Source organism: Actinoplanes siamensis, from assembly GCF_016862395.1.
In the GTDB taxonomy this organism is placed as follows: Bacteria; Actinomycetota; Actinomycetes; order Mycobacteriales; family Micromonosporaceae; genus Actinoplanes; species Actinoplanes siamensis.
The window spans coordinates 22,012-28,173 of record NZ_BOMW01000090.1 but is presented as its reverse complement, the minus strand read 5'-3'; the positions used below and the strand labels follow the sequence as shown (position 1 = coordinate 28,173).

At 71.5% G+C, this 6,162-nt stretch carries 4 protein-coding genes; 2 read left to right on the top strand and 2 right to left on the bottom strand.

Going from position 1 to position 6,162, the window contains the following annotated elements:
• A partial coding sequence (locus Asi03nite_RS35225; protein ID WP_203684851.1) for a HAMP domain-containing protein occupies positions 1-984 on the bottom strand: 984 nt, incomplete at its 3' end.
• A gap of 113 nt (positions 985-1,097) precedes the next feature.
• On the opposite strand from Asi03nite_RS35225, the gene Asi03nite_RS35220 reads away from it, so the two are divergent.
• Positions 1,098-3,137, top strand: coding sequence for a SpoIIE family protein phosphatase (locus tag Asi03nite_RS35220; RefSeq protein ID WP_203684850.1), 2,040 nt, complete (start codon positions 1,098-1,100; stop codon positions 3,135-3,137).
• Between the two features lie 95 nt (positions 3,138-3,232).
• Positions 3,233-3,847: a dihydrofolate reductase family protein gene (locus Asi03nite_RS35215; protein ID WP_203684849.1), complete on the top strand. Its 615-nt coding sequence runs from the start codon at positions 3,233-3,235 to the stop codon at positions 3,845-3,847.
• A gap of 191 nt (positions 3,848-4,038) precedes the next feature.
• Here the strand turns inward: Asi03nite_RS35215 and Asi03nite_RS35210 are convergent, their stop codons facing one another.
• Positions 4,039-6,123 (bottom strand): S9 family peptidase, encoded by a 2,085-nt coding sequence (locus Asi03nite_RS35210; RefSeq protein ID WP_203684848.1) that lies wholly within the window; start codon positions 6,121-6,123, stop codon positions 4,039-4,041.
• Positions 6,124-6,162: the final 39 nt, after the last annotated feature.

The window sequence follows — 6,162 nt, the reverse complement described above, 5'->3', positions numbered from 1 at the left end:
GAGCTCCAGGATCTCGCCCTGCGCGGCCACGGTGATCTTCTGCGACAGATCGCCCTTGGCCACCGCCGTGGAGACCTGCGCGATGTTGCGCACCTGACTGGTCAGGTTCGACGCCATCGAGTTCACCGAGTCGGTGAGGTCCTTCCAGGTGCCGGCCACGTTCGGCACCTCCGCCTGGCCGCCCAGCTTGCCCTCGGTGCCCACCTCGCGGGCCACCCGGGTGACCTGCTCGGCGAAGAGCCGCAGGGTGTCGGTCAGCCCGTTCATGGTGTCGGCCAGCTCGGCCACCTCGCCGCGGGCCGACACGGTGATCTTCTGCGACAGGTCGCCGCGGGCCATCGCGGTGGCCACCTGGGAGATCGAGCGCACCTGATGGGTCAGGTTGGACGCCATCGTGTTCACCGAGTCGGTGAGGTCCTTCCAGGTGCCGGCGACGCCGCGGACGTCGGCCTGGCCGCCCAGCTCGCCCTCGGTGCCCACCTCACGGGCCACCCGGGTGACCTCGTCGGCGAACGACGACAGCTGGTCGACCATCGTGTTCACGGTCCGGCCGATCCGCAGGAACTCGCCCCGCAGCGGCCGGCCGTCCATCTCCAGCGCCATGTGCTGGGAGAGGTCGCCCTCGGCCACCGCCCCGACCACCCGGGAGATCTCGGTGGTGGGGCGGCCCAGGTCGTCGATCAGCGAGTTGATCGAGCGGACGCTGTCCGCCCACGCGCCGTCCAGGCCCTCCTCGTCGAGCCGCTCGGTGAGCCGGCCGTCCCGGCCGACGATCCGGCTGATCCGCCGGAGATCGAGATTCTGCCGTTCCTGGAGGGAGACCACCTCGTTGAAGGCCTCCGCCACAGCCCCGGCCGGACCGCCGCGACGAGGCAGCCGGACCTTGAGATCACCACGGCGCACCCGCCGCAACGCGTCCGCGAGCTCACCGAGCAGAACGGTGTCGTCGGGCCCGCCGACACTGGCTTCCTTGGCCGCAGTCATGCTGTCCTCACTCGCTGTCCAACTGCCGGGGCTCCCTATCCTCTCTCGCCCGACCGGGTCAATGCGAGAGACGACTTTGTGCATACACCCACCCACGGGAGAGGATGCATGCTGTGCCAGCCGAGGTAGGAACCAGGACGAGCATCCCGTCGGGAGCGTCGTCCGGCACCCTGGTGCGCCGGGCCCGCCTGCCCAACGACCGTCGGACCCCGGCGGCGGCCCGTGCCCTGGTCCGCTCGGTGCTGGAGGAGAGCGGGCTGGACACCCTGCTCAACGAGGCGCTGCTGCTGACCACGGAGCTCTCCACCAACGCGGTGGTGCACGCCAACACCGACCTGGACATCGAGGTCACCGCCGATCCGACGGGCCTGACCGTGACGGTGACCGACTTCGCTCCCGGCCCGGTCGAACAGCTCGCCGTCGGGCCGAAGAACGAGAGCCCGGACATCGGCGAGGTCGCCGAGCGCGGCCGCGGCCTGCTGCTGGTCGATCACTTCGCCAGCCGGTGGGGCACCGTGCACGAGGGCGACGGCAAGGGGGTCTGGTTCCACCTGGACCACCGTGACCCGGACGGCGGCGACCCCAGCCGCGTGCCGGTCTCCGGGGACAGCCCCGGCCTCGGCGCGCTGACCGGGCTGCTGCGCGGCGGCTCCGACCGGCAGACCGACGAGGGACTCGCCGAACTGGCCCACGACCTGCTCTCCCGGCTGGCCCGGCTGACCGGCGCGGCCGGCGGGGTGATCCGGGTCGACCGCGGCGACGGGATGGGCCGGCAGCTGCTCGCCCGGTACGGCCGGGCGCCACGCGACAACGCGGACACCATCCGGGTGCCGCTGACCCCGCACCGGCCGTACTCGGGGGAGCTGGAGCTGGACGCGGCCCCGGTCGGCTACGCCCAGTCGCTCGCCGCCATGGTCGCCGAACGGTTCTCACTCCACCTGGAGAACGACCGGCTGCGCCGTGCCGACGTGCGCCGGCAGACCTGGATCACATTCCTGGCCGAGGCCAGCGAGCTGCTCGCCCAGTCGCTCGACGTCAACCTCACGATGGCGCTGATCCCGCAACTGGTGGTGCCCCGGCTGGGCCAGTGGTGCGCGGTGCACACCACCGACGCCTGGGGCCGGCTGCAACTGGCGGCGGCCACCCACGCCGAGGAGTCCGCGCTGGCCGGCCTGCACACCACGCTCGCCGAGTCCGGTCCCGAGTCGATCCTGGCCCGGCTGGAGGAGGCTTCCCGGCTCGGCAGCCAGGTGATGTTCGGCGCGCCGCTGGAGGGCTTCGCGGTGCCGCTGGTGGCCCGCGGCTCCCGGCTCGGCACGCTGGCGGTCGGGCGGCACGCCAAGCACCGGCACGACGCCGACGAGGTGGCGGTGTTGGAGGACGTGGCCCGGCGGGCGGCGCTGGCGATCGACAACGCGCGCATCCACGACGAGCGGCGCAAGGTCGCCCGGACCCTGCAGGCCTCCCTGCTGCCGCCGGCGTTGCCACGGGTCGAGGGCATCGGCTTCGCCGCGGAGTACGTGCCGACCGGCTCCGAGGTGGGCGGCGACTTCTACGACGTGATGCCGTTCGGCGACGACCGCTGGCTGGTCGTGGTCGGCGACGTCTCCGGCAAGGGGGTCCAGGCCGCCACGGTGACCGGCCTGGTCCGCGACGTGATCCGGATCCTGGTCGACGACGGCAAGTCGCTGAGCGAGATCCTGCACCGGGTCAACCGGACGCTGGTGCAGCGCGGCGGCGGGCGGTACTGCACGCTCGCGATGGCGTCGGTGACCCGGCAGGTCGACGGCGGCCTGGGGGTCTGCCTGCACCTGGCCGGGCACGACCGGGCCGTGCTGGTCCGCTCGGACGGCCGGACCACGTTCGTCGGCGAGGGCGGCACGGCGCTGGGTCTGCTGGAGACGATCACCTCTCCGGACGCCGAGATCACGCTCCGCCCGGGCGACTCGCTGATCTTCTACACCGACGGGGTGACCGAGCGGCGCCGCGGCCGGGAGCTGTTCGGCTCGGCCCGGCTCGAGGAGGCGGCCGCGCCGCTGGCCGGTTACCCGGCCGACGCGATGGCCGCGCGGCTGCGCTCCACCACGATCAACTTCTCGGTGGAGGAGCCCCGGGACGACATCGCGATCCTGGTTCTGCGCAACGACGCGTGAGGGGCGTCCGCCGGTCCGCGCCGCCCGGTGGCGGCCGACAGGCCTCCTATTCGATCTGCCCTTTTTGTCGCCGCCGGCATGGCATGGTGTTTGACATGGCGAAGACGCAGTACTACACCGCCACCAGCATCGACGGCTTCATCGCCGACGAATCGAACTCGCTGGACTGGCTCTTCGAGGTGGACGAGGGCACCCAGAACCCGTTCGGCGAGTTCTTCGCCGGCGTCGGCGCGTTCGCCATGGGCGCGACCACCTACGAATGGGTGCTGAAGAACGACAATCTGCTCGAGGAGCCGCAGAACTGGCACGACATGTACGGCGACGTGCCCTGCTGGGTGTTCACTCACCGCGACCTGCCGCCGGTCCCGGACGCCAACGTGTTCATGATCAGCGGTGACGTGCGGCGGGTGCACGAGGCCATGCTGGTCGCCGCCCAGGGCAAGAACGTCTGGCTGGCCGGCGGCGGTGACCTGGTCGCTCAGTTCGCCTCCGAGGGGCTGCTCGACGAGATGATCCTGGGCATCGCGCCGGCCGTGCTGGGCAGCGGCACGCCGCTGCTGCGCCACCGCCTGCGGGTGGACGACCTGATTCTGACCGGGGTGCGCGAGGTCGGCCAGTTCGCCTATCTGACGTATGCGGTCGGCGACGTCGCGCGGATGGGCCGCCATCTGGCCGCGGAGGCGGCCACCCTGCTCCCGGCGCGCTTCTGAGCCGCGGCAGGTCTTCCCGTTCCCCGGCACACCCCTCGCCACCGGCCGCCCGGCCCGAGCCGGCGCTCGGAGGCCCCTCGGGACCTCCGAGACACCACTCGTGACCAGCCGCACGGCCGCGGCTGGTGTCGGGAGATCCGCCGGAACCTCCGCGAGACCTCTCACGACCAGCCGGGCCGCGCCTCTTGCCCTCAGGCGGACGCGGCGCCGACCGTGTCCAGGATCCAGGCCAGGATGAAGGCCTCCTCCTTCCACGAGTCGTAACGGCCGCTCGGCCCGGCGTGCCCGGCGCCCATCTCGGTCTTGAGCAGGAACTCCCCGTCCGGGGCGACGGCGCGCAGGCGGGCGATCCACTTGGCCGGCTCGTGGTAGAGCACCCGGGTGTCGTTGAGGCTGGTGACCGCCAGGATCTTGGAGTACGGCCGCTTCGCGACGTTCTCGTACGGGCTGTACGACTTCATGTACGCGTACACCTCTGCGGATTCGAGCGGATTGCCCCACTCCTCCCATTCGGTGACGGTCAGCGGCAGCGACGGGTCGAGGATCGAGGTGAGCGGGTCGACGAACGGCACCTCGGCGACGATGCCGGCGAACGACTCCGGCGCCAGGTTGGCGACCGCGCCCATCAGCAGGCCACCGGCCGAACCACCACGGGCGACCAGCCGGTCCGCGCTGGTCCAGCGCTTGCGGACGAGCGCCTCGGCGGCGGCCACGAAATCGGTGAAGGTGTTCTTCTTGGCCAGCAGCTTGCCGTCCTCGTACCACCGGCGGCCCATCTCGCCGCCGCCGCGGACGTGCGCGATGGCGAAGACCACGCCGCGGTCGAGCAGCGACAGGCGCGCGATCGAGAAGTACGGGTCGATGCTGTGCTCGTAGGAGCCGTAGCCGTAGAGCACGGCCGGCGCCGAGCCGTCCCGCACGACCCCCCGGCGCGCCACGATGGAGAGCGGGACGCGGGTCCCGTCCGGCGCGGACGCCCACTCGCGGAACTGCTCGTAGTCCTCCGGATCGTAGCCGCCCAGCACCGGCTTGCGCTTGCGCAGCGTCATGGTCCGGGTGACCAGGTCGACGTCGTAGACCGACTCCGGCGTGACGAGCGAGGTGTAGGTGATCCGCAGGGTCGTGGTGTCGTACTCCGGGTTGCCGCTGAGGCCGACGTTGTAGAGCGGCTCGGGGAAGCCCACGTCATACGCGTCGGTGCTGCCGTCGGTGATCACCCGCAGGTTGGTCAGGCCGTCCTTGCGCAGCGAGAGCACGATGTGCCGGGCGAACGCGTCGACCGACTCCAGCCGGGTGCCGGGCTGGTGCGGGACCAGCTCGACCCACTCGCCCGGGGCGTCCACCGAGGTGCAGGCGAGCGCGAAGTCCTCGGCGTCCCGGTTGTGCAGGATCAGGAACCGGTGGCCGTGGTGCTCGATCTGGTACTCGACGCCCTGCTGCCGCTCGGCGATCACCAGCGGTTCGGAGGCCGGGGCGTCGGCGGGGATGACCCGTACCTCCGAAGTGATCTTGCTCTGCGTGTCGATCACGATGAACTTCTCGCTGCGGGTCAGCTCGACGCCGACCCAGAACCGCTCGTCGGTCTCGTGGTGGACCACGACGTCCTCGGCGACCGGCCGCCCGACCACGTGGCGGTGCACCCGGTCGGGGCGCCACGCCTCGTCGACGGTGATGTAGAAAAGCACGCTGCCGTCGGCCGACCAGGCGCTGCCGTAGAACGTGTCCGGGATCTCGTCGGCCAGCACCTCACCGGTGCGCAGGTCCTTGATCCGCAGGGTGAAGCGCTCGTCGCCCTCGAAGTCCGTCGAGTAGGCCAGCCAGTTGCCGTCCGGGCTGACGTCGAACGTGCCGAGCGCGAAGAACTCCCTGCCCTCGGCCAGCACGTTGCCGTCGAGCAGCACCTCCTCGCCGGGATGCGCGCCGTCGCCCGGCGGCTCGGTCTCGCCGGGGCGGACCGGGACGCGGCACTGGATGCCGTACTGCTTGCCCTCTTCGGTGCGGGTGTAGTACCAATAGCCGCCCTTGCGGCTGGGGACCGACAGGTCGGTCTCCTGGGTGCGGCCCTTGATCTCCTGGAAGAGCTTCTCCCGGAGGCCGGCGAGGTGGGCGGTGGCCCGCTCGGTCCACGCGTTCTCCGCCTCGAGGTAGGCGATCGTCTCCGGGTCCTCTTTGTTCATCAGCCAGGCGTACTCATCGGTGACCGTGTCGCCGTGGTGGACGCGCTCGGAGGGGGCCAGGCGGGCCGCCGGTGGGCCGGCGGGCGGTTCGATCGTCACCCGGACCACGTTACCGGCGGATCGGTCCGGGATGAGTTT